Genomic DNA, 21,545 nt, shown 5'->3' with positions numbered 1-21,545 from the left:
CCGTCTCCGCCGCCGGTGTCGTGGTCCGCCGGTCCGGTTCGGGGTCGGCGGCCTTGGCCGGGCCCGCGTTGGCCGCCAGGACCAGTGCCGCGACCGCGGCGACGGCCGCGGCGAGGCCACGGGCGTAACGTTCGGTGGTGCGTGTGGGTTCCAGCACGGCGGCCTCCCAACAGCGACGGGTTAAGCACGTTTAATCCGCGGTTTAACCTAGGGGCTGTCGGACACGAACGGCAAGAGGCACTGGGGGAGTTGGCGTGGGGGAACGGGACGAGCCGGCGACCATCGGGCGGCGGGTGCAGCAGTTACGGGTGGAGCGCGGGCTGACCCAGAGGCAGCTGGCGGAGCCGGTGTACACGCCCGCGTACGTCTCCACGCTGGAGGCGGGCCGGGTGCGCCCCTCCGACGACGCGTTACGGCATCTCGCCGACCGTCTCGGAGTCGCGTTCGACGAACTGGCCACCGGACGTTCCGCCCGGCTCGTGACCGAGCTGCACCTGCGGCTGACCGAGGCGCGGCGCACGCTCGCCGTCGGCGAGACGGAGGCCGCGGTGGAGCAGTACGCCGGGCTGCTCGCCGAGGCGGAGGCGCAGGGCCTGGCCGAGGAGCAGGCCGCCGCGCTGCTCGGGCTCGGGGAGTGCGCCCTGGAGACCGGTGAACTGGCCGAGGGACGCGGGTACTTCGAGCGGGCCGAGGCCCGGCTCGCCGAGGCACCGCTGCCCGCACGGGTGCCGGCGCTGCGCGGACGGGCCGTCGCCCACTACCTCGCGGGCGAACTGCGGTACGCGGTCTACCTCCTCGAGTCCACGATCGACGAACTGAACCGGGGCGGCCTGCACGACCCGGACGCGCTGCTGCTGCTCTACGCCAGCGCGATCGGCCCGTACATGGACATGGGCGCGCACGCGCGGGCCGCGCAGGCGGCGGAGTTCGCGCTGGCGCTCGCGCCGCAGTCCGGCGACCCGGCGCTGGTGGCGCGCATGCACCGGTCGGTGGCCCGCACCCTGCTCGCCGAGGGCCGCCTCGCCGAGGCGGACGCCTCGCTGGCCAAGGCGGCGGAGCTGTACCGCGGGCTGCAGCTCCGTACCGAACTGGCCAACTGCCACTGGATGCGCGGCTACGTGTACGCGCAGAACGGCGAACTGGAGCGCGCCGAGGAGGAGATGCGCGAGGCGCTGGCGATGCTGTCGGCCAAGCGGGCGTCCCTCTACAGCAGCCAGGTGACCGTCGAACTGGCCGACGTACTGCGCCGGCGCGGCAGCACCCGGGAGGCGGCGGCCCTGCTGGAGGACGTGCTCGGCGGGCTCTCCCCCGAGCGGGGCGCGGTGCACGCGGCGGCGGCGCACCGGCTGCTCGGGATCATCGCCGAGGACGCCCGCGACGCCGAGCGGGCCGAGGAGCACTACGTGCGCGCGATGAGCCTGCTGGAGCGCGCGGGCGCGGCCGGTGACCTGGCCGACCTGTGCCGCCTCCTCGGTGACCTGCTGCGCCGCACCGGCCGCGTCGAGGCGGCCCTGGACGCCTACCGCACCGGCCTGGGCCACCGCACGGCCCCCGGGACGACCACGCTGGGCCCGGCGCCCGCCCAGCCCCCGGTCTGACCGTTTCGGGGTGCGGCGGGACGGGTAGTCGGGGCTCGCTTCGGGGGGTGAACGGCCGAAGGAGGCGGTGGGCGTGCGGCCCGGGGACGACCCTGGGGGCGAGCCGGACGGAGACGACGCGCGGGTGCTCGGCGTGATCGCCGCGGAGCTGCGCGGCGCCGGGCCGGCCGCCGTACCGGGGCGGCTGTGCGCGGTGGCCGTCGAGCTGCTGCCGGTGGACGGCGCGAGCGTGTCGCTGCGCGGCGACGGCCTGCTGCCCGTACAGATCGGCGCCTCCGGTCCGCGGGCCGCGCGTCTGGCCCAGCTCCAGGCCACCCTGGGCGACGGCCCCTGCCGCCACGTCCTGGAGGCCGGCGCGCCGGTCCTCGCCCGCGACCTCGCCGCCGCCGGCTGCGCCGACCGCTGGCCCGTCTTCGCCCAGCAGGCGCTCGGTGCCGGAGTGCGCGCCGTGTACGCGCTCCCCCTCGGCAGCGGCACCGTCTGCGTCGGCTCCCTCGACCTCTACCGCGGCAGCCCCGGCGGACTCACCGACGGCCAGCTGCGGGTGGCCCGGCTCGTCGCCGGCGCCATGACGGTGGCGCTGACGGACCTGCCGTACGACCTCCGGGGCGACGGCGGACCCTGGCTCAGCGGACTGGCCGCCGACCACGACCGTGTCCACCAGGCCGTCGGCATGATCATGGCCCAGCTGGGCGTCGGCGCCGACGAGGCCCTGGCCCGCCTGCGCGCCGACGCCTTCGCCCACGGCCGCACGGCCCTGGAGGTGGCCCTGGACGTGGTCTCCCACCGCCGCCGCTTCGACACATTTTGACCGCGCGCCTGTCCACCCTTGACGGTCATGGACATCGCCGTCCTCTTCCTCACCTGCGTCGTGATCCTCGGCGTCATGACGATCCGGGACCACCTCTCCCGGGCGGACCGCCGCGCCGCCCGCGTCGAGCGCAGACTCGACGCGGTGATGCGGCACTTGGACCTTCACGAGGAGATACCGGGGAGGGACGGGATACTCGCCCTCGTACGCCGGGGCAAGAAGATCCAGGCGATCAAGCTCTACCGCGAGAACACGGGCGCGGACCTGGTCGAGGCCAAGCAGGCGGTGGACCGCCTGAGTCGACCGCCGGCCGGCTTCCGGCGGGGGCCGCCTCAGACCCGTACCCGTGCCTGCCGGCCGACGTCCGCCAGGCGGTCCGCGCCGAGCTGGGCCATCGCCCGGGTGACCTCGGGGAGGACCGCGCCGAGGCCGCCGTTGGTGAGGGTGATCGTGTCCTCGCCGACGCGGACCGCCGCGAGGTTCACGGTGAGGTGCGTCGGGGCTCCGTCGGACGCCTTCCCGGTCATCGTCAGCCGCAGCCCCGCCCGCGCGTCACCGGCCTCCGGGAGCGGAAGCTCCGCCACCTCGACGAGCTGGTCGCCGGCCCGGACGGTCGTCGCCTCGAACCGCTCGCACTTCTCCGGCAGCGTCCTCATCCAGGCCAGGACGCGGTCCACGTCGGTGGGCGGGTGCGCGGCGACCTGGTAGCGCAGCTGGGAGTCGTCGTGGGCGTCGTCGAGCGTGGCGGTGGCGTTCGGTCCGGCCGGCGGGCCGAACAACTCCTCCGTGTAGAGGGTGTCGAGCAGCCGACGGCAGTCGGCGTTCTCCGTCCTCGCCTTGAGCATCCCGTCCCGCCAGGTCGCCGCGCCCCGGCTCGCCGTCCACGGCTCCCCCAGGTCCGTCTCCGTGATCAGCGCCGCCCGCAGCTGTTCCTCGCTCAGTGCCTGGGCGGAGGGTGAGGGACGGGCGGCGGGGGAAGCCGCGGGAGCCGCCGGCGCGGAGACCGACGGCGGTTCGGACACGCCCGCGGGCAGTGCGCGCGGCACCTCCCGGTCGCCGGCCACGCACGCCGCCGCGGTCAGCAGGGCCGTCCCCGACAGCGCGGCGGCGAGGAGGGTGCGGGCGGCGGCCGGGGCATGGGTCATCGGGGTGCCTCCTGGGGGAACCGGACCGTCCACGAGCGGACGTGCTCCTACGGCACCACCGGGCCGCCCGCCCCACCAGCGCGGCGGGTCGTTCGGGTGAGCCGCCCGGGGGAAAACGGCTCGCCCGCCGCCCGTCCTCCTGTTAGCGTCGCCGGCATGCAGCGCGCCCACTCGTCCCGCACGACGACGCCGGACCAGGTCCCGGCGCGCTGACAGCTGACCACTGACGAAGCCCCGGGGCGAGTGCCCCGGGGCTTCGTCGCGCGTGGGGCTCGCCTCCCGGCCACGAGGAGCCCACCGTGCAGCACGACCACCGACGTCTCGGCCGCGAACTCGGCCTGTTCGACACCGACCCGCTGATGGGCGCGGGCCTGCCGTACTGGCTGCCCGACGGCGCCCTCGTACGGCACACCCTGGAGGAGTACGTCCGCGAGGCGGAACGCGCGGCCGGGTACCGGCACGTGTACTCGCCGGTGCTCGGCAAACGCGAGCTGTACGAGATCTCCGGCCACTGGGACCACTACAGCGAGGACATGTTCCCGCCCATGGAGCTGGGCGCGGAGCAGGTCGTCCTGCGGCCGAGCCTCTGTCCGCACCACGCCCTCATCTACCGCTCCCGCTCCCGCAGTTACCGGGAGCTGCCGTTGCGCCTGGCCGAGCTGGGCGGCATGTACCGCTCCGAGCCGTCCGGGGTGCTGGGCGGCCTGACCCGCGTACGGGCCATCCAGCTCAACGACGCGCACATCTTCTGCACCCTGGAACAGGCCGTGGAGGAGGCCCGCGCCGCCCTCGCGCTCATCTCCCGCGCCTACGCCGACCTCGGCGTCCGCGCCGCCCGCCACCGCCTCTCCCTGCCGGGCGGCGGCGGCAAGTACGTCGCCGACCCCGCCCTGTGGGAACGGGCCACCGCCCTCCTGCGCGAGGTCCTGGACGCCTCCGGGACCGAGTACGAGGCCGTCGCGGGGGAGGCCGCCTTCTACGGCCCGAAGATCGACGTGCAGATCACCGACCCGGCGGGCCGCGAGTCCACCCTGTCCACCGTGCAGATCGACTTCCACCAGCCGGAACGCTTCGACCTGCGCTACACCGGCCCCGACGGCGCCCGGCACCGCCCCGTCATGGTGCACCGCAGCGTCATCGGCAGCGTGGAACGGGCGGTCGCCCACCTCATCGAGGAACACGGCGGCGCCTTCCCGGTGTGGCTGGCCCCGGTCCAGCTGGCGGTGCTGCCGGTGGGCGAGGCGCAGGAGGAACGGGCGTACGACGTCGTACGGAGGGCCGGCGAGCTGGGCCTGCGGGCCGAGGTGACCGGGGCGGGCGAGGGCAGCCTCGGCGCCCGGATCCGCCGGTCCCGGCTGGTGCCGTACCAGGCGGTCCTCGGCGCCCGGGAGGCCGAGGGCGGGCTGCTCGCCGTACGGCTCAGGGACGGGAGGCGGCCCGGCGCCCTGCCCGCGGAGGAACTGCTGCGGCGGATCGCGGAGCGGTCGGCGCGGCGCGGCACCGGGCTCTGGGAATCCGCATAGGACCACGGCGCGCACCGGGCGGAAAACCCTCGTCCGACCCCCGCCCAGGTCTCCCCGACCCACAGCTTGGTCCTCGGCCGGCCCACAGCTTGGTCCTCGGCCCGGTCTCCGGTCCGGTCTCCGGTCCGGTCTCCGGTCCGGTCTCCGGTCCGGCTTCCGGTCCGGCTTCCGGTCCGGTCTCCGGTCCGGTCTCCGGTCCGGCTTCCGGTCCGGTCTCCGGTCGGCCCGGGGTCGGCCCGGGGTCGGCCCGGGGTCGGCCCGGGGTCGGCCGTCGCGTCCGCGGTGGTGTGTCCGAGCCGCGTGAGCGCACCCGTGAGCGGGCCCCGGCGGGCGTCGGTCCCGACGCGGACGTGGCCCGCTCCGTGAAGTCCGGACCGGGGGCGGTCGCGCACGCCGAGGGATGGCCGGTCACCGGTCCGGTTCCGGCGAACAGGGTGAAAGTGCCGTGCGCCACACCCGAGGGGAAGGGCTCCACACTTCCGGTGTGTTCGCTTTTACGGTGAAGTGGACAGGTTCTCTGCCGGTACCCGCACGCACCCAGAGGAGACCGCGTGACCGATCGCACCACCGCGCCCGACCCCCGGCCGCCGCACCCCGCCCCCGACGCCACGCCCGACCTCTCCTCCAGGAACCCCGACTGGTGGCGGCAGGCCGTCGTCTACCAGGTCTACCCCCGCAGCTTCGCCGACGCCGACGGCGACGGACTCGGTGACCTGCGCGGCATCACCCGTCGCCTCACCCACCTCGCCGCCCTCGGCGTCGACGCCCTCTGGCTGAGCCCCTTCTACCCCTCCGAGCTCGCCGACGGCGGCTACGACGTCACCGACCCGCGCGACGTCGACCCCCGCCTGGGCACCCTCGACGACTTCGCCGAGCTCGTCGCCGAGGCCCACCGGCTCGGGCTGAAGGTGATCGTCGACATCGTCCCCAACCACAGCTCCGACCAGCACGTCTGGTTCCAGGAGGCGCTGCGCGCCGGACCCGGCTCCCCGGCCCGCGACCGCTACGTCTTCCGCGACGGCAAGGGGGAACGGGGCGAGCTGCCGCCCACCGACTGGCAGTCCGTGTTCGGCGGCAGCGCCTGGCAGCGGGTGCCGGACGGACAGTGGTACCTGCACCTGTTCGCCGCCGAGCAGCCCGACCTCAACTGGGGCCACCCGGACGTCCGCGCCGACGTCCGCACCACCCTGCGGTTCTGGTCCGACCGGGGCGTGGACGGCTTCCGCGTGGACGTCGCGCACGCCCTCGCCAAGGACCTCGACGAGCCGCTGCGCGACCTCGGCTCCCCCGAGCTGAGCCGCGAGGGCGCCCTCGCCGACTTCCCGCCCGGCACCCATCCCTTCTACGACCGGGACGAGGTGCACGAGATCTACCGCGACTGGCGCAAGATCCTCGACGCCTACTCCCCGCCCCGGATGGCCGTCGCCGAGGCCTGGGTCCCCGGTGAGCGGCGCGCCCTGTACGCCCGTCCGGACGAACTGGGCCAGGCCTTCAACTTCGAGTACCTGCAAGCCGGGTGGGCCGCGGAGGAGCTGCGCCGGGTCATCACCGACTCGCTGGAGACCGCGCACGCCGCGGGCGCCTCGGCGACCTGGGTGCTCTCCAACCACGACGTCGTCCGGCACGCCTCCCGGCTGGCGCTGCCGCCGGGCACGGACGAGAACGCCTGGCTGCTGTCCGGCGGCCACGCCCCCGCCGTCGACCCGGACGCCGGACTGCGCCGGGCCCGCGCCGCCACCCTGCTGATGCTGGCGCTCCCCGGCTCGGCGTACCTCTACCAGGGCGAGGAACTGGGCCTGCCCGAGGTCGCCGACCTGCCCACCGAGGTCCTCCAGGACCCGATCTGGGAACAGACGGGGCACGTCCGCAAGGGCCGCGACGGGTGCCGGGTGCCGCTGCCGTGGACGACGACCGGCCCGTCGTACGGCTTCGGGGCGGCCGGTGCCTGGCTGCCGCAGCCGCCGTCCTTCGCCGCGTACGCCGTCGAGGCGCAGGACGGTGCCGAGGGCTCGACCCTGGAGCTGTACCGCACGGCCCTGCGCACGCGCCGCAAGCTGATCGACGGCGAGACGCTGACCTGGGCGGAGGAGACCCCGGCGGGGGTCCTGCAGTTCGACCGCGGCGACGGCTGGCGCTGCGTGACCAACCTGTCCCCCGACCCGGTCTCCCTCCCGGCGGGCGAGGTCCTGCTGACCAGCGCACCCCTGGAGGACGGCCGCCTCGGCCCGGACACCACGGCCTGGCTCGGCCGCTGACCGGCACACCGTCCCGGTCCCGGCCCGCCGGGGCCGGGACGGTCAGAGCGGGGCCGTGACCGGCCGGTCCTCCGGGGGCTCCCTGGGCGGCTGCGGATGGCTGTCGGCCTCCAGCAGCGGGGCCCGGTGGCGCTCCGGACGGTGCAGGCCCTCCGGCGGGACGCGGCTGCGCGGCGCGTCGGAGACGCCCGGCAGCGGTACCGGACGGCGGGCGACCAGGTGTCCGACCCAGTGGCGTCCGCAGTGCTCGCAGGGCGGGGCGCCGTCGGGGGTGTACGGGGAGGGGACGGCGGTGTTGTCCCGGTAGAAGTACTCCCACTCCTCCCCGAGGCCGTCCATGTTGCGCTGGACGTCGTAGTCCACGCTCCAGTGGTGCCAGCACGCGCCGCACGTGAACTCGACCCGCTCGACGGCAAGCTCGGTGATCACACCGGAACACCTCCCGTGCCCGTTCCGCTGTCCTTCGTTCCACTGTGCCCCTCCCGCCGTCCGGTCCGGAAGCGGGTTCCGCGCCCGGCCCACCCGTACGGCCGTCCAGTGCGGGCGGCCCGCGCGGGCACCCCGGCAGAATCGGCTCCGGGGGTGTCCGTGACGGCCGTACAGGGAGCCCGCCGACGATGAACAGGTCCAGCAGGACAGCGGCGGCCGCCGTGCTGACGGCGGCCGGGATCCTCGCGGGTGCGTGGCCGGCGGGCGGGGCGTCCGCCGCCGACGGCGCCCCGGCGGCGCGCGACCGGGTCCTCTGGGGCGCCGTGACGATCCCGCCCGGCCGGGACGGCGTCGTCGAGGCCGCGGGACCCACCGGCCCCGCCCCCGGCACCGGTTCCACGCTGACCCTGACCGCACCCGCCGGGGCCCGGGTGACGGGTGCCCCCCTCGACGCCCCCGGCTACCGGGGCGCCGTGGCCGCCGACGGCCGCGACGCGGTCTACACCGCGGTCTCGGCGGAGCGGCCCTGGCGGGCGGGTACCTTCCCCTTCGTGCTGGCGGTGCCCGCGGACGCGGTGCCCGGGACCCGGTTGAGCGGATGCGTCCTGCGGCTCGCGGACGCGGCCGGCACGGTCCGCGCGACCGGCGGCTGTCAGGTGACCGTGGGGCTGGCCGAGCCGGCCCTGACCCGCCCGGAGTCCGGTGTGCCGCTGGGCGCGCGGCCGGTGATCGCCGGTACGGCCCACCCGGGCGCGCAGGTCACCGTCTCCGACCAGGACGGCCACGAGGTGTGCACCGACACCGCGGGGGCCGACGGCCGCTGGAGCTGCGCCCCCGGCCCCGCCCTCCCGGACGGCCCCAACCGGCTCCAGGCCACCGCCGCCCTGAACGGCGTGAGCGCGTCGGGCGAGCAGATCCAGATCACCGTGGGGGACGCCGCCCCGGCCCGGTGACGTCACACGTTTCCTGGGCCTCCGCTGCCGAAGGCGCCGCTGGATCCGGGCGCCCAGCGCTTGCGTTGCTGGTCCTTGCCCGTTCTGGACCCGGCGTGATGGAGCTCGTAGGGCATGAGCCGTGAGCCGGTCCTCGACATGTCCGGCATCTCGTCCGGCTCCCGGATCTCCCGCATCTCGCGGACCGCACCGCCGTCCGGCAGCCTCGGCTGGTCCTCCGCGGTGGGGCGGGGTTCCTCCCGGTCCATGTACCGCATCCCGACACGTACGGCCCAGACCAGCGCACCGGCCACGATCAGCCCGCCGAGGAAGGCCACGAAGACGGCCCACTTGTGCGTGTCCGCGGCCAGAACTACATACGTTGCCGTGTTCATGCTTCCGAGTATGGCCGAAGAAATGGGATAAAGCGCCTGGAATGTCCCGCCTTGTCACGCTCGTGGCCCGCCCCGGCGGGCGCCCACCGGGACGGCATGACAGATTGCGCCCAGAGGAAGGCCGGGACGGGCCGTCGCGTCCCCACGTGTGCAGCTCGGGGCCCGCCCCGGCCTTCCCGCCCCCGCGCCCCCGTCCCCGGCCTTCCCGCCCCCGCGCCCCCGCCTGTCGGCACCGGCGTCCCGCCGCCCCGCCCCCGGCGTGATGCCGTTGGCGAATCCGTCGGACGGCCGCCAGGCGCCCGTCTCGGCGCCATGATGGGAGCGTTTCTCCCGGCGAAACACCGCATAAGCGGCGTCGGGCCGGGAGGAATGCTCCAAATACCGAACGGCGACGGGATTCGCCGACAGCATCCCGGCGTCGGCGGGGCGCTCCGCGCGGCCGGAGCCGGTTGCCGGGGCGCTGTCCTCGCCGGGCAGGGGCCCGACGTCCCGCCGACCGGCGGCGGCCCGACGTCCCGCCGACCGGCGGCGGCGCGACGCCCCGCCGCCGCTTCTCCACCCGCGCCACCCTCGTCGACGTGGCCTTCCGGGGCCGGCCGAGGGGCGCGGCCCCGGCCGCCGACCGCGGCGCCGGCGAGCCCATGGCCACCCGTCTGCCGGACGTCGGGGTCCTCCGATCCGGTGGTGTCCCCGGCGCGATGGGTTCGTACCGCACCCGCCGGGAGCGGGCACGGCCGCCGTACGTGTCCTGGTGCAGGACATCTGCCGCCGCCACGGCAGGTTTTCCGTCGAGCCGACTAGAGTTCCCCGTGGGGAACCCGTCCCCGTGGCGGACCGTGCCCACCGTGGTCCGCGGAAAGGCGCGTATGCCCTCGGAAAGTCAGCCGTACGCCGACGGCCGGCAGCCGGACCGGGACCGGCTCCCCGTCGCCGACCGGCTCGACGACGACCATTTCCCGGCCTACACCATGGGCAGGGCCGCCGAACTGGTCGGAGCCACACCCGCTTTTCTCCGCGCCCTGGGCGAGGCGCGGCTGATCGCCCCGACGCGCTCGGGGGGCGGCCACCGCCGCTACTCGCGCCACCAGCTGAGGCTGGCCGTCCGGGCCCGCGAACTGGTCGACCAGGGCACACCGGTCGACGCCGCGTGCCGCATCGTCAGCCTCGAGGACCAGCTGGAACAGGCCGAGCGCGCCAACGAGGAGCTGCGCCGACGCGACGTGGGGGCGGTCCACGGACACCGCTGAAAATCTGTCCCCGCCGAAACAGGATTTCCGCTCCGGCCGGAGAAAATCTCTTTCCCTAAACACGCCACCGGCGTTTTATTCCAGTGATTTTCCTCGCTTGCCGTTGACTTCTTCCGTGCTAGGCTGACGCCAGTTGCAGTTGTGGTTGCCAGTTTGCTACCGGGTCTCCGGGCAGGTGATCATCGCGACGATGAAGGGATTCGTAAAGTGCGAGTCCCGGCACTGTCTCAGGAGAATTGATATGGCCACCGGTACGGTGAAGTGGTTCAACTCGGAAAAGGGCTTCGGCTTCATCGAGCAGGACGGCGGCGGCGCCGACGTCTTCGCCCACTACTCGAACATCGCCACCTCCGGCTTCCGTGAGCTCCAGGAAGGCCAGAAGGTGAGCTTCGACGTCACGCAGGGCCAGAAGGGCCCGCAGGCGGAGAACATCGTCCCCGCCTGATCACCGGCGCAGGGATTGCAGGAGCAGGGGCCCGCACTTCGGTGCGGGCCCCTGCTCTTTGCTTTCCGACCCCTTTTCATGTGCATTTCACGCGGGGTCAATTAGCCGTCCCCGCGTCCGAGCCGAGGGGGCGGCCCCGGCGTCAGTCCTGCTTGGGCGCGGCCTGCTGGACCACCTCGAAGGACCACAGCGTGGCGTCCGTGGCCGCCGGCCGGGGCTTCTCACCGGAGGCCCCGCCGTGGGCGGCCTGGCCGCGGCCGGCCATCCAGCGCTGGAAGTCCTCCTCGGTCCGCCAGCGGGTGTAGACGAGGTAGGTGTCGGTGCCCTCCACCGGACGCAGCAGCTCGAACCACTCGAACCCGTCCGAACCCTCCACCGCTCCCGCCCGCGCGGCGAACCGCTGCTCCAGCGTCTCGCGCTGCTCCGCCGGGACCGTGAGTACGTTGATCTTGACGATGCTCATGTCCCGATTGTTCCGCAGGGCCGGTCCGGGCCGCGCGGTGGGGCGTGGCCGGGGCGGGTGCGGCGCCCCGGAGGGAGGTCAGCCGAGGCAGATCACCAGGAGGCAGAGCCGGGAGGGGTCCGGCTCGGCCGCCGGTGGTGCGGCAGGAGGGGAGGGAGCGGGCTGGGAGCTCTCGTCCTGGCCGGTGTCGCCGTCGGCGGTCGGGGGTGGCGACGCCGGCCGGGTGGTCGTCCCGGAGCCCGGTACGGGTTCCGGTCCCGGATCCGTGTCCGAGCGGGAGACGGGGTCCGGGGAGGCCGTACGCGGCTGCGACGGTACCGCCGTCTCCGGGGCGGCGGCGCCGTCCGTGCGGGAGGGGGCGGTGGGTGCCGGTACGGCTTCGGTGTCCGTCCGCCCGCGCCCGTCGTCGGCCGAGGGCGACCGCGCCGTACGGTCCGGGGAGGGGGCCGGGACGTCCAGGTCGTCGTACCGGTCCGCGGGGGCCTCGGCGCCGCCCATGCCACGGAGATCGGGTGCCGTGGCGGCCTGGGCGCGGTCCGTGCCGCCCCGGTCCATGGAGGCGAGGGTCAGCCCGCCTCCGACGAGGGCGACGGCCGTCGCGACCAGGGCCCGCCGCTGGGTCTTCTTCCAGCGGACCAGTTGCCGCCGCCGCGCCGCCCGGCCCGTCCCCGTGGGCCCGGGGTTCCGCGGCACGTCGCCGGGAGGCGGGGCCGGGGGAGTGACGACGGCACCGGGCGCGGCGGCCGTCGCCGGTCCGGGGACGGTACGGCCGCCGATGACGGCGGGCGCGATGTCGGGGGCGTAGGCACCGCAGCCCGGGCAGACCAGGGCGCCGTTCAGATGCCGGCGACACGTGGAGCAGTAGTCCATCCGCTGTCTTCCTGAGTTGGCGTACCGACTCCGACGCCCGCCGGGGCGAGGGGTCCGGAGCAGGGGACAGCCACGCTAACGACGCTCTCGGCCCACTGTGTGCAGTCTGTGTGCCGCTCCTGCGCACATTCTCCGCGCAGCCCGCGAGAGTGCCGTGAGCATGGCTGCCGCACCCCCGCACAACGGACACAGTCACTTGGTCGCCCCGTCGCACTCGCCCGGAAGGCCCCCCACGTGAACCCCCGCACCACCCCCCGCACCCGCACCACCCCCCGCACCCGCGCCGCCTCCGTACGCCGCCCCGCCCTGCTCCTGACCGCCGGCCTGTCGGCCCTGTCGCTCACCGCGTGCGGTGTCGTCGGCGCGGTGGGCGGCGACGGCGCGTCCGCGTCACCGAACAGGAGCTACGACATCACCGTGGGCCTGCTGCTGCCCGACAAGGACACGGCGCGCTTCGAGAAGTTCGACCGCCCCCTCATCGAGGACCGCGTCTCGTCCCTCACCAACAAGCAGGGCGAGGTCGTCTACGCCAACGCCGAGGGCAGCGAGGACAGGCAGAGCGAGCAGTTCCGGAAGATGGTCGCCGACGAGGTCGACGTGATCGTGGTGAACGCGGTGGACTCCGGGGCCGTCGCACCGGACGTGGAGAGGGCGAAGGCGGCGGGCATACCCGTCATCGCCTACGACCGTCTCGCCGAGGGCCCGATCGACGCGTACGTCTCCCACGACAACGAGCTCGTCGGCCAGGTGCAGGGCCGTGCCCTCGTGAACGCGCTCGGCGAGGACGCCGAGAACAGCAAGGTCGTCATGGTGAACGGCGCGCCCGCCGACCCGAACACGGCACTGTTCCGCAAGGGCGCGCTCGGCGAACTGAACGGCAAGGTGGACATCGCCAAGTCGTACGACACCAGGAAGTGGCTGCCCGAGGTCGCCGCGGAGCACATGCGCGAGGCGGTGAAGGAGGTCGGCGCCGGGAACATCGCCGCCGTCTACTCGGCGAACGACGGCATGGCCGGTGCCGTCATCGAGGTGCTCCAGGACGCGGGTGTCACCGACCTGCCGCCGGTGACCGGGCAGGACGCCGACCTGGCGGCGGTGCGGCGGATCGTCTCGGGCGAGCAGTACATGACGGTGTACAAGTCGTTCCTGCTGGAGGCGACGGGGGCCGCGGACATGGCGGTGGCGAAGGTGCAGAAGCGGTCGATCCAGTTCGACGCGCTGGCGCGTGACGTGGTCGACAGCCCGACGCGCAAGGACATCCCGGCGATGCTGGTCCCGGTGGTCGCCCTCACGAGGGAGAACATCGAGGCCACGGTGGTCCAGGACGGCGTCTACACCGTCGAGGACATCTGCACCGAGGCGTACGCGGCGGACTGCGCGGAGATCGGCCTGACGTCGTAGGAAGCCGTGGGAAGGGCGAACGGCCGGCCCCCGGTTCCCACCGGGGGCCGGCCGCCGCGTCACGGTCCCTACGGCGTCACGACCCGCCCGCCGAGGGTGACGACCAACCGCCCGTCGGAGGCGAAGGACCAGCCCAGCGCGCCGGAGTAGGTCGCGCACCGGGAGCCGTTGGAGCCGGACCAGAACTGGTTCGAGCTGTCGGAGTCGCCGATGATCCGGTCGTTCGTCCCGCTGCCGCTGCGGCACGAGGTGTTGTTGCGGAACACCGAACTGCCGGCGTCGAAGTTGAAGTTGCGCTCGGCGTTGTCGACGCTGAGGTTGTTCGACACGGTCATCGAGCCCGGGTTGCTGTTGTAGGTGAACCCGTGCTTGCCGTTGTCGTAGGCGATGCTGCGCCGGATGACGTGGTCGACCCCGATGTCCTCGCCGCCGAGCTTGTAGCCGTTGCGGTCGCCGTTGCCGGCCTGGCCGCCGTTGGAGAGGGTGCCGTTCTCGTAGGCGAGGGAGTCCTCGATGGTGACCGCGCCGATCGCGCCCGTGTCGTCCTTGGTGTAGAGGTCCCAGCCGTCGTCGATGTTGTTGTGGGAGACGGCGTAGCGGAAGACGTTGCCGGGGCCTGAGGTGAGCTTGGCGGCGAAGCCGTCGGCGTCCTCGCCGTCGGAGTCGGCGTTGTCGTGGGACTCGGCGCTCAGGACGAGGTTGTCGGACGGCCACTGGTCGCGGGGCGTGTCGGAGGCCATCCGGGAGAGCTGCAGGCCGGTGTCGCGGTTGTAGCGGGTCACCGTGCGTTCGAAGACGTTGTCGCTGCCGCCGACGAAGATGCCGTTGTCCCCGGCGTGTTCGACGACGATCCCCTTGACGTGCCAGTAGGACCCGTTCACGGCGAGCCCGCGGTTCGACGAACTCTCGCTCTGTGCCGAGAAGTTCAGTACGGGCGTCTCGCCCGGGTAGGCGGCCAGCTCGGTCCGGTCGCCCGAGGTGCCGTTGTTGCCGGCCGGGATGGTGACCGTCTGGGAGTGGTGGTACGTGCCGCCGCGCAGGTAGATCGTGCCGCCGGGGGTGATGCGGTCGATCGCGGAGGTGAGTGTGGTCGGGTCGGACTGGGTGCCGGACGCGCCGGCGCTGCCGCCCGGTGCGACGTAGAGCGCGGAGGCGGGCGGCGGGGTGGTCGTGTCGCCGCTCGTCTCCACGTCGATGTAGTCGAGGTTGGGCAGTCCGGCGGACGAGGTGGGCGTGAACCGGACGGTGTTGCCGCCCGACCGCACCGGCACGGTGAGCGTCTTCGTCGTCCAGCCCGTCCAGTCGCCGGTGGCCTCGAAGGAGGCGGACGCGACCGTGCTGCCGTTCACCACGATGTTCGCGGCGCGTGCGCTGCCGCTGCCGTTGGCGAAGCGCACCTGGACCGTCGCCGTGCCGTCGGCGGAGGCGCTGACGGTGAACTGGGCGTAGCCGCCGGTGCCGTTGGTGCCGTTGCAGAAGCCGCTGCCGGAGTATCCGGCCCACTCGGTCTCGATGGCGCCGGTACAGACCGCCGAGGACCCCTCGGCCTCGTACCGCACGGTGGCGGCCTGCGCGGGATTGCCGGACAACGCGACGAGCGTACCGGCCAGCAGGCCGGCGCAGGCGAGGGCGGGTCTCAGGTGCATCGTTCGTCTCCAGGTTCGGTCGGCTGGTGGGACGAGTTCTTCGGTGCGTTCGAGTGAGTGAACGGAGAAAGCGCTTTCCGGGACGGTAGGGGCCTGCCGTGGGCACGTCAAGAGCTTTGACGCTGAACCAGATTTACATCCATGAACTACCGGTCGTGGGAGCGACGGCACCGGCGCGAGGCCGGGCACGGGCCGGGCGGCGGACGCGGCCACGCCCCGGCCGAGGCGGCGGCAGGTGATCAGATCCGGACCGGTGCGGGGCGCCGGGCCCGGCGCAGGCACGGTGCCTCGATGGCGTAGTACGACAGCAGGGCCAGCAGGACGGTCAGTACGGCCGTGGCCGGCAGGAGTCCGTCCTTCATGCCGAGGGAGGCCAGCAGGCGTACGACGGGGTAGTGCCACAGGTAGATGCCGTAGCTCAGGTTGCGGCCCACCCAGGTCAGCGGCGTGAGCGAGAGCAGCCGGGAGAGTCCCTGGGCGGGGCGCAGTTCGAGGGCCGTGACCAAGGTGGCGGACAGGGCCGCCACCAGCAGGAACCCTACGGTGTACCAGACGGCCGTCCAGGAGCCCGCGCCGGCGGTCACCGGCATCCGCCAGGCCACCAGCGCCAGCAGGCCCAGCGCCGGCCAGGCCAGCCGGCCCGTCCAGGTGCGCAGGGCCGCCAGCCGGGGATCGTCGGCGCGCAGCCGTGCCAGGACCACGGCGACGAGGGCGCCGGCCAGCAGCTGGTCGGCGCGGGTGTCGGTGCCGTTGTAGATGCGGTGGACCGCGTCCGGCTGCCACAGGGCGAAGCGCCACAGCACGGGCAGCGCGCACAGGACCGCCGTGCAGAGCAGCACCGTGCGGGCGCGGGCGTACCGCAGCAGCACCAGCAGCACGAGCGGCCAGAACAGATAGAACTGCTCCTCCACCCCCAGCGACCAGGTGTGCGCGAGCGGCCCCATCATGTCGCCGTACGGTCCGGACTCCATGGCCCGTACGACGTTGACCAGGAACAGCGCCGACAGCCCCGCCGCCTCCGGGGAGTGGTCGAAACCCCACAGCGAGGTGGTCGCCGACAGGATCGCGCAGACCGCGCACAGGACCAGCAGCGCGGGGACGAGCCGCAGCCAGCGCCGCCGGTAGAAGGGGAGCAGGGCTACGCCGCCGGTGCGGGCGTACTCGGCGAGCAGCAGCCGGGTGATGACGAAACCGCTGAGGGTGAAGAAGAGGTCCACGGCGACCGAGCCGCCCGGCAGTGCGTCCGGGGTCACGTGGTAGACGAGCACCAGTGCGACCGCCACCGTCCGCAGCCCGTCCAGGCCGCTCACCCGTCCGCTGTGCGCCACCGCGGACGGAAAGCCCCGGCCGCCCGTCGCGTCGGGTCTGACGCGTCCGCGCGGCTCCGCCGCTTTCGTCCCCGTACCGGATTCTTCTGCTGTCGCCGGGCCCGCTTCCTGAGCCATGAACGAGAACGCTCCCCGCTGCCGACTACATGGGAGTAACCCGTTCCGCCTTTCCGGAAACCGTGGACCCATGCCTCCTCCGCACCCGATCACCGGGCCGGCGGAACGAGAACCACGCAGGTGGACCACGCCGAACCGCCACCGCCGTCCCGCGCGGGCGCCGCCCCGTGCGAAGCCGACGGCGCGCGGGCGAGCGGGCCCGCGCACCGCGGCGAGGCCACGAGGGGGTGTCGGCCCGCGGCCGTCGTCACCGCGGTGACGACGCCCTCGGCAGCCGCTCGTGACCTCTCACCCCCGGCGCGCGCGGGGCACGGACCGGCCCCGGGCCGCCCGGCCGGGCGTGAGCCGGTGGGACGGGGCCGCTCCTCCGGGTTCCCGGCGCGCCGGGTTCCGGCCCAGGGCCGGAACGGTGCGCACCCTCTCGTCACGGGCGGCCGGGGGCGCGGTACTCCCAGCCGGCGGCGCGCCACCGGGCGGGGCCGAGGGCGTGGCGTCCGTCGACGATGCGGCGGTGGTTCACCACGGCGCCCACGGCCTCCGGGGCGATCCGGCGGAGCTCCTCGCATGAGGAGCTTTGGGATTCAACGAGATTCCGCCGAAAGGGGACCCCTTCGCTCTTTCGGGACCCGCGAATCGTCGTCAGGCGCGGTGTGCGGGGCGGGCGAGGTCGCGTTCCCGGCTCCAGTGGGCCAGGGCGCGTTCCGTTCCGGGAAGGGCCCGGTGGCCGGGCGACTGCGCGCGGAGGGCGTCGGCCAGGGCGGACAGCAGGGCCGCGGCCTGCCCGGGGGACCCGGCGGCACCGGTCATGGCGGCGTGGTTGCGACGGGCGTCGACGGTGAAGTCGTCGAGCGGGCCCAGGAGTTCGGCCGACTCCCGGGCCAGGTCGGCCAGGACGTGGACCAGTTGCGGCAGCCTCGCCGGGTCGGGCACGGGGGTGTCGGGTGACGGCTCGGTGAGTTTCCTGAGCCGCTGGGCGAAGGCGCCCCGGGCACGCAGTCCCGCCGGTGTCCGCCGGGTGCCGTGGGCCGGGTTGGCCGCCAGCGCGATGTGGCCCGAGCCGTCGACGGTCTGCTGGTGGGGCGCGGGGTACCCGGCGGGGAAGAGACCGGTCCGCGGTGCGGGGGTGGTCGGCAGGACCACCGCCAGCCGGTCGTGGAGGTCGGAGAGGCCGAGGTGGCGGGGCCCGTCGGGGATGCCCTCGTCGAGGACCCGGAGCAGTTCCCCGGTGAACCCGGTGAGTGTTCCCCCGGGCGGGAACAGCGCCTTCTGGGTACGGCCGCACGCGGTGAGCAGGTGGATGCCGTGGCCGTCCGGACCGAGGGCGCGGCCGGAGAAGCAGCAGTCGAGGATCGCGACCTTGTGCCTCGCCGGCGACTCCCGCATCAGTCCGGCGACTTCGGCGAACGGCAGGGACGGGTTCGGATCGCCCCCGCCGCCGGTCCGGGCGGAGGGGGTGAGCGCCAGGCAGAGACGGTCGTCCCGGCCGAGCAGTCCGTGGCCGCAGTAGAAGAAGAGCAGCAGGTCGAGGCCCGGTTCCCGGGCCATACGGCGCAGGGGGTCCAGCACCTGACGGGTGTCGGCGGGATCCGGGACCACCGCGGTCCGCCGCGCGTCGAACACGCCCCGGTCGCCGCTGAGGGCGGCCCCGAGCGCCCGGGCCGCGGTCACGGCCTGCGGGATGGGGGGCAGGGAACCGGGGCGGACGTGCCGCCCCGTGCCGACGAGCAGCGCGCACGCGGCGTCAGGGGCGGGACGCCACGTGGCCCAGGTCATTCATCCGCTCCGGGCGGTGCGGCGACGAACCCGGACAGTCGGTCCATGACCGCGGGCAGTTGGTCCTCGTCGTCGACCGCGCCACTGACCCGGGTGCCGTCGGGCCGTACGACCTCGAACTCGATCCGCCGGTAGGTCGGCCGCCGTTGCTGAAGCCAGAGGAAGAACGCGTTGGTGGCCGCGGCGATCACCGCGGCGGAGGCGTTGACGATGTCCACGGCGACGGCGACGTCGCCCTGTTCGCCGGGGGCGGGCGGCGCGGTCCGCAGACCCGCCGTGCCGCCCAGCTGGTCCGTGGCGTTGATCCAGTCCGCCAGGTCCCGGTTCAGGGTGTCCACTTGGTCCTGCGACCCCGGAAAGGCGAACGTCAGAGCGTTCTCCGGCGCCTGGGACGCGGGTGTGTCGGGCATGTTCAGTGGCTCCTGTTCGTCGGTCGGTCGGTTGGCTGCGTCGGTTGGTTGCGTCGGTCGGCTGGTCGGTCGGTCGCGTCGGCTGGTCGGTCGGCCGGTCGTGTCAGGTGGTCGCGTCGGTTGGTTGCGTCGGTCGGCTGGTCGGCTGGTCGGCTGGTCGGCTGGTCGGTCGGTCGCGTCGGCTGGTCGGTCGGCCGGTCGTGTCAGGTGGTCGCGTCGGTTGGCTGCGTCGGTCGGCTGGTCGGTCGGTCGCGTCGGGTGGTCGGTCGGCCGGTCGTGTCAGGTGGTCGCGTCGGTCCGACGGCCGTTCCGGACGGCCGTGGGACCGGAACACGGCGGTCAGCCACCGGTACCGAAGTCGGTCCAGCCGGTGTCGTCGCCACCGCCACCGCCACCGCCACCGCCACCGCCACCGGCGCCGGCGGTGGGTGCTCCGTGGCGGGCGGTGTCCGGCGCCCGCCGTTTCAGCGCGAAGAGTTCGGGCTCACCGGGCTCCTCGTGGGGCAGGCGGAGGACGGCGGCCGCCTCGTCGGCGTCCACGAGGTCGGCGAGGGCCGCCACCGTGCCCGGATCGCTCAGCCACAGCTGTCCCCCGGGCGCGGCCCGCAGGAACGCGGGGACCTCCTGCCAGTAGGCCTCACGCTGCCAGTCCCGGTTGACGCCCAGCAGGTTGCCGCAGGCCACTCGGTGATCCTCCCGGTCCTGCGGGCGGACGACGACCGCCCCGGAGCTCGTCGGCGCCAGGGTGTGGCCGATGAGGCCGGTCAGGACGTCGGACACCGGCGCGTCCCCCTCGGCGGCGACCGAGACGCGCGCCCGGTGCAGCCGCCCGGTGCAACGCCGTGAGGCCGCCTCGTACAGAGCGTGTGCCTCCCGGGCGAAGGGGTCGCCCGGTACGGGGGTCCCGTACAAGGGATCGGGTGGTCCCGGCACCGCGAGTGTCCCGAACGCCTGCGCCCTCATCGTCAGGCCCTCGGCGAGTCCGGCGGGAGCGGAGCACGGTTCGAGACACACGCTGACCACCGTCCGCCGCGGTTCCGCGGCCAGCTGGGCCCATACCCGGTCCCAGGAGGGGTCGTGGGCGTCGAACCGGGAGACCGCGGTCGCGATGCGTTCCGTTCCCCAGAGCCGGGTCAGGGTCCGGCAGGTGATGCGCTTGCGGATCTCGGCGATCGCGCCCGGCCCCGGCACGAACGGGGCGAGCAGACGCCCGATCTCCGCGGTGTCCTCGATCCGGGTCCCCGTCACGTGCGCCGGGAACCGGGCCAGAGCGGGAAGCCCGTCCCGCGCGGCCCGGACCGCGGCTGCCGCGTCGGCGCCGTACCACTGGGCGATGAGGACGGTGTCGATCCGCCCGCTCGCCGGATCGCTGAGGAAGCGCAGGTCCCAGCGGGCGGTGGTGCGGTCCGTCCAGAGAGCCGCCAGCCAGGTCCGCTCGGCGGCGACCCGGTCCGCCCTGCGCCGGGCTTCGGAGAACTCCGGGTAGAGGCCCCCGGGCAGCGGGGCGGGACTCAGCGAGAAGGCGGCGTGGGCCCAGTGCTCCCCGCTGGGGGCACCGCGCAGCAGGATGCCCCGCGTGCCCTCCGGAGCGGCTCCGGCCATCCGCGCTTCCCTCCCTGATCCCCGGGCTCCCCCGGGCCCCGTCGCCTCGATGACCGATTCGCCTCAGATACCGGGCTGCGTACCGCCCGCCGGGGCGCCGCCCGCGGGCGGCCCCCAGGTGCCCGTGGTGTCGAGGCCCGGCGCCGGCGCGGACCTCGCCGGGTCGGCCTGCACCGGCGGCAGTCCCTGCGGGAAGGCGTAGCCGACGGGCACCACGACCTGGTCCACCGCCGTGGCCAGCCCCTCCCGGCACGCCGCGTGCACCGCCTCCCGCATGGCCCGCACGCCCTCGGTCCGCAGCATGATCCGCTCGGGGCTCAGACGGCCCGTGACGGACGCGAACAGATCCGTCACGAACCCGCCGATCAGGGCGTACCCGCGGCGCGAGCGCCACATCTGCCACCCCAGGTAGAGGCTCGTACCGTACGAGAAGACCGAGACGTAGACCTGGCACCTGCCCTCCGAGAGCACCAGGCGGCTGCGGACCTGATCGCGGCCCAGTCCGGTCGCGATGACCCGTTCGGCGCGGTCGACGGGGATGAAGCGACGCGCGAGCGTGCCCGCGATGGAGACGTACGCCGAGTCGAGGGATCCGCTCCGGTCCGCCAGCAGGACCCGCCATTCGGCGATCGGCTCGACCAGGCGCATCCCGAGCAGGGTCACCCAGAAGGCGGCGCCCGAGGCGATGTACGCCAGCGTGGCCATGAGGGCGAATCCCTCGCCGCTGCCCGCGACAAGGAGGAACAGCCCGAAGAAGAAGAGGGGCAGGAACGCCAGGACCGAGGCGAGGAAGGCGTAGACGAACAGCTGGAGCAGCTGCCGCCAGTGGACCGAGTCGTCGAGGGAGGTCTCCACCGGTATGTGCAGCAGATTCTTGTCGAGATACGCGGCGTTGGCGTCCCCGCCTCTCCATCCCGGCAAACTCGTGTACCCGTCGTTCATCTGTCCCCCTGAGTGGTCACGGATCCGAGGCAGCGAGGATTACCCATGTCTGACGGAGTGTCACACACCTCCGAAGGTCTCGAAACCGCCACGATCCACGCCTCCGAGCGGTGACGCACCGCGGCCGGCGCGCGCCCGGGATGTGACCCTCGTGTCCGTTACAGGGGGAATAAGCGCCGGGCACGGCACGTATTCCCAGGTCGTCGCCCGGGA

The 21,545-nt window shown here is 74.1% G+C and carries 19 protein-coding genes; 8 read left to right on the top strand and 11 right to left on the bottom strand.

All coding sequences use genetic code 11. The features are described 5' to 3' along the window. The first annotated feature begins 254 nt into the window (after positions 1-254). Both ACIA6T_RS10545 and ACIA6T_RS10540 read left to right on the top strand, forming a co-directional pair. Positions 255-1,598 carry a tetratricopeptide repeat protein gene (locus ACIA6T_RS10545; protein WP_399446167.1) on the top strand — a complete coding sequence of 448 codons (1,344 nt, stop codon included), beginning with the start codon at positions 255-257 and terminating at the stop codon, positions 1,596-1,598. A 73-nt stretch (positions 1,599-1,671) separates the two neighbouring features. Then, the gene (locus ACIA6T_RS10540; RefSeq protein ID WP_399446166.1) at positions 1,672-2,409 is read left to right on the top strand and encodes a GAF and ANTAR domain-containing protein; all 738 of its coding nucleotides are present in this window, start codon (positions 1,672-1,674) and stop codon (positions 2,407-2,409) included. Between the two features lie 332 nt (positions 2,410-2,741). Here the strand turns inward: ACIA6T_RS10540 and ACIA6T_RS10535 are convergent, their stop codons facing one another. Then, the gene (locus ACIA6T_RS10535) at positions 2,742-3,554 is read right to left on the bottom strand and encodes a hypothetical protein (RefSeq protein ID WP_399446165.1); all 813 of its coding nucleotides are present in this window, start codon (positions 3,552-3,554) and stop codon (positions 2,742-2,744) included. Between the two features lie 299 nt (positions 3,555-3,853). On the opposite strand from ACIA6T_RS10535, the gene thrS reads away from it, so the two are divergent. Further along, positions 3,854-5,077: a threonine--tRNA ligase gene (thrS, locus tag ACIA6T_RS10530; RefSeq protein WP_399446164.1), complete on the top strand. Its 1,224-nt coding sequence runs from the start codon at positions 3,854-3,856 to the stop codon at positions 5,075-5,077. Between the two features lie 551 nt (positions 5,078-5,628). After that, a complete protein-coding gene (locus tag ACIA6T_RS10525) occupies positions 5,629-7,332 on the top strand; it encodes an alpha-amylase family glycosyl hydrolase (protein ID WP_399446163.1) in 1,704 nt (567 codons plus the stop codon). A 42-nt stretch (positions 7,333-7,374) separates the two neighbouring features. On the opposite strand, the gene ACIA6T_RS10520 is transcribed toward ACIA6T_RS10525, so the two are convergent. Then, positions 7,375-7,761 carry a hypothetical protein gene (locus ACIA6T_RS10520; RefSeq protein ID WP_399446162.1) on the bottom strand — a complete coding sequence of 129 codons (387 nt, stop codon included), beginning with the start codon at positions 7,759-7,761 and terminating at the stop codon, positions 7,375-7,377. A gap of 188 nt (positions 7,762-7,949) precedes the next feature. Here ACIA6T_RS10520 and ACIA6T_RS10515 point away from each other — a divergent pair, with 188 nt between their 5' ends. Continuing rightward, positions 7,950-8,714, top strand: a complete 765-nt coding sequence (locus ACIA6T_RS10515; protein WP_399446161.1) for an Ig-like domain-containing protein — start codon at positions 7,950-7,952, stop codon at positions 8,712-8,714. A gap of 2 nt (positions 8,715-8,716) precedes the next feature. Here ACIA6T_RS10515 and ACIA6T_RS10510 read toward each other — a convergent pair whose 3' ends face one another. Further along, on the bottom strand, positions 8,717-9,088 hold the full coding sequence (locus ACIA6T_RS10510) for a DUF6479 family protein (RefSeq protein ID WP_399446160.1): 372 nt from the start codon (positions 9,086-9,088) through the stop codon (positions 8,717-8,719). Positions 9,089-9,954: 866 nt separating this feature from the next. Between ACIA6T_RS10510 and ACIA6T_RS10505 the strand changes: the two genes are divergently transcribed. Together ACIA6T_RS10505 and ACIA6T_RS10500 are read left to right on the top strand one after the other, a co-directional pair. Beyond that, the gene (locus ACIA6T_RS10505) at positions 9,955-10,335 is read left to right on the top strand and encodes a MerR family transcriptional regulator (RefSeq protein WP_399446159.1); all 381 of its coding nucleotides are present in this window, start codon (positions 9,955-9,957) and stop codon (positions 10,333-10,335) included. Positions 10,336-10,576: 241 nt separating this feature from the next. Then, a complete protein-coding gene (locus ACIA6T_RS10500) occupies positions 10,577-10,780 on the top strand; it encodes a cold-shock protein (protein WP_003969786.1) in 204 nt (67 codons plus the stop codon). A gap of 142 nt (positions 10,781-10,922) precedes the next feature. Here the strand turns inward: ACIA6T_RS10500 and ACIA6T_RS10495 are convergent, their stop codons facing one another. Both ACIA6T_RS10495 and ACIA6T_RS10490 read right to left on the bottom strand, forming a co-directional pair. Then, positions 10,923-11,243 carry an antibiotic biosynthesis monooxygenase family protein gene (locus ACIA6T_RS10495; protein ID WP_399446158.1) on the bottom strand — a complete coding sequence of 107 codons (321 nt, stop codon included), beginning with the start codon at positions 11,241-11,243 and terminating at the stop codon, positions 10,923-10,925. Positions 11,244-11,321: 78 nt separating this feature from the next. Further along, complete coding sequence (locus tag ACIA6T_RS10490; RefSeq protein WP_399446157.1) at positions 11,322-12,113, bottom strand: hypothetical protein; 792 nt, start codon at positions 12,111-12,113, stop codon at positions 11,322-11,324. Between the two features lie 234 nt (positions 12,114-12,347). Between ACIA6T_RS10490 and ACIA6T_RS10485 the strand changes: the two genes are divergently transcribed. Further along, positions 12,348-13,514: a sugar ABC transporter substrate-binding protein gene (locus tag ACIA6T_RS10485; RefSeq protein WP_399446156.1), complete on the top strand. Its 1,167-nt coding sequence runs from the start codon at positions 12,348-12,350 to the stop codon at positions 13,512-13,514. A 68-nt stretch (positions 13,515-13,582) separates the two neighbouring features. Here the strand turns inward: ACIA6T_RS10485 and ACIA6T_RS10480 are convergent, their stop codons facing one another. The 6 genes from ACIA6T_RS10480 to ACIA6T_RS10455 all read right to left on the bottom strand — a co-directional run bounded on the left by ACIA6T_RS10480 (position 13,583) and on the right by ACIA6T_RS10455 (position 21,332). After that, positions 13,583-15,160, bottom strand: coding sequence for a carbohydrate-binding protein (locus ACIA6T_RS10480; RefSeq protein ID WP_399446155.1), 1,578 nt, complete (start codon positions 15,158-15,160; stop codon positions 13,583-13,585). A 239-nt stretch (positions 15,161-15,399) separates the two neighbouring features. Then, the gene (locus ACIA6T_RS10475) at positions 15,400-16,605 is read right to left on the bottom strand and encodes an acyltransferase family protein (RefSeq protein WP_399446154.1); all 1,206 of its coding nucleotides are present in this window, start codon (positions 16,603-16,605) and stop codon (positions 15,400-15,402) included. Between the two features lie 639 nt (positions 16,606-17,244). Beyond that, positions 17,245-18,378, bottom strand: coding sequence for a hypothetical protein (locus ACIA6T_RS10470; RefSeq protein ID WP_399446153.1), 1,134 nt, complete (start codon positions 18,376-18,378; stop codon positions 17,245-17,247). Beyond that, positions 18,375-18,788 carry a hypothetical protein gene (locus ACIA6T_RS10465; RefSeq protein WP_399446152.1) on the bottom strand — a complete coding sequence of 138 codons (414 nt, stop codon included), beginning with the start codon at positions 18,786-18,788 and terminating at the stop codon, positions 18,375-18,377. Before ACIA6T_RS10465 ends, ACIA6T_RS10470 begins: the two co-directional genes overlap by 4 nt. Positions 18,789-19,127: 339 nt before the next feature. Next, on the bottom strand, positions 19,128-20,390 hold the full coding sequence (locus ACIA6T_RS10460) for a hypothetical protein (RefSeq protein WP_399446151.1): 1,263 nt from the start codon (positions 20,388-20,390) through the stop codon (positions 19,128-19,130). 63 nt (positions 20,391-20,453) lie between these two features. Further along, a complete protein-coding gene (locus ACIA6T_RS10455) occupies positions 20,454-21,332 on the bottom strand; it encodes a hypothetical protein (protein ID WP_399446150.1) in 879 nt (292 codons plus the stop codon). Positions 21,333-21,545 lie beyond the last annotated feature (213 nt).

The sequence above is a fragment of the Streptomyces sp. NPDC051740 genome (assembly GCF_044453165.1).
Classification (GTDB): domain Bacteria; phylum Actinomycetota; class Actinomycetes; order Streptomycetales; family Streptomycetaceae; genus Streptomyces; species Streptomyces atrovirens.
Note: the sequence above shows the minus strand (reverse complement) of the source record. Positions and strands in the feature narration are given on the sequence as shown.

Bases quoted from the DNA above. Each gene is read 5' to 3' on its own strand.
- ACIA6T_RS10535 (WP_399446165.1), bottom strand. From the start codon at position 3,554: ATGACCCATGCCCCGGCCGCCGCCCGCACCCTCCTCGCCGCCGCGCTG.
- ACIA6T_RS10515 (WP_399446161.1), top strand. From the start codon at position 7,950: ATGAACAGGTCCAGCAGGACAGCGGCGGCCGCCGTGCTGACGGCGGCC.
- ACIA6T_RS10510 (WP_399446160.1), bottom strand. From the start codon at position 9,088: ATGAACACGGCAACGTATGTAGTTCTGGCCGCGGACACGCACAAGTGG.
- ACIA6T_RS10505 (WP_399446159.1), top strand. From the start codon at position 9,955: ATGCCCTCGGAAAGTCAGCCGTACGCCGACGGCCGGCAGCCGGACCGG.
- ACIA6T_RS10500 (WP_003969786.1), top strand. From the start codon at position 10,577: ATGGCCACCGGTACGGTGAAGTGGTTCAACTCGGAAAAGGGCTTCGGC.
- ACIA6T_RS10495 (WP_399446158.1), bottom strand. From the start codon at position 11,243: ATGAGCATCGTCAAGATCAACGTACTCACGGTCCCGGCGGAGCAGCGC.
- ACIA6T_RS10490 (WP_399446157.1), bottom strand. From the start codon at position 12,113: ATGGACTACTGCTCCACGTGTCGCCGGCATCTGAACGGCGCCCTGGTC.
- ACIA6T_RS10480 (WP_399446155.1), bottom strand. From the start codon at position 15,160: ATGCACCTGAGACCCGCCCTCGCCTGCGCCGGCCTGCTGGCCGGTACG.
- ACIA6T_RS10475 (WP_399446154.1), bottom strand. From the start codon at position 16,605: ATGGCTCAGGAAGCGGGCCCGGCGACAGCAGAAGAATCCGGTACGGGG.
- ACIA6T_RS10470 (WP_399446153.1), bottom strand. From the start codon at position 18,378: ATGACCTGGGCCACGTGGCGTCCCGCCCCTGACGCCGCGTGCGCGCTG.
- ACIA6T_RS10465 (WP_399446152.1), bottom strand. From the start codon at position 18,788: ATGCCCGACACACCCGCGTCCCAGGCGCCGGAGAACGCTCTGACGTTC.
- ACIA6T_RS10460 (WP_399446151.1), bottom strand. From the start codon at position 20,390: ATGGCCGGAGCCGCTCCGGAGGGCACGCGGGGCATCCTGCTGCGCGGT.
- ACIA6T_RS10455 (WP_399446150.1), bottom strand. From the start codon at position 21,332: ATGAACGACGGGTACACGAGTTTGCCGGGATGGAGAGGCGGGGACGCC.